The following is a 425-nucleotide window of genomic DNA, read 5'->3' as shown; positions in this document are numbered from 1 at the left end:
TGATTATAGCAAACCTTGAGCCGAAGAAACTCCGTGGTGTAGAGAGCCAAGGAATGCTTTTGGCTGCAGATGACGGTGAGAACGTTGCACTGCTGATGCCAGATAAAGAAATAAAATTGGGGGCAAGAGTTCATTAAGGTCTAAGTTCTACCCAGTTCTCTTTTCTTCCCCTGATTATTTTCACTAATCCTTGCTTTTCGAGGCGTTTAAACATCCTCCACGCTGTAGTTTTTGGAAGCCCTAGAGCATTTCTAACTTCTGCTTGACTTGCTCTTCCACCTTTTTCGAGGATGTATAACAATGCATTTCTTTCTTCGTCATTTAGGTCGAATTTTTCTATCTTCTTTAAAAATGCCTCCTTGTCAACTTTAACGTCTTTTGAGACCTTTTTGCGGGAGATCAGCTTTATCCCAATAAATACTGCA

2 protein-coding genes are annotated in these 425 nt (G+C 40.7%); one reads left to right on the top strand and one right to left on the bottom strand.

Annotated features, from left to right (window positions below):
- The coding region (locus E3E28_RS10900; RefSeq protein WP_167915465.1) for a hypothetical protein at nucleotides 1-137 on the top strand (137 nt) is incomplete at its 5' end.
- Here E3E28_RS10900 and E3E28_RS10895 read toward each other — a convergent pair.
- A partial coding sequence (locus tag E3E28_RS10895) for a helix-turn-helix domain-containing protein (RefSeq protein WP_167915464.1) occupies nucleotides 134-425 on the bottom strand: 292 nt, incomplete at its 5' end. The two genes, E3E28_RS10900 and E3E28_RS10895, sit on opposite strands and share 4 nt — an antisense overlap.

Origin of the sequence: Thermococcus sp. 21S9 (assembly GCF_012027635.1) — an archaeon.
Classification (GTDB): domain Archaea; phylum Methanobacteriota_B; class Thermococci; order Thermococcales; family Thermococcaceae; genus Thermococcus.
Note: the sequence above shows the minus strand (reverse complement) of the source record. Positions and strands in the feature narration are given on the sequence as shown.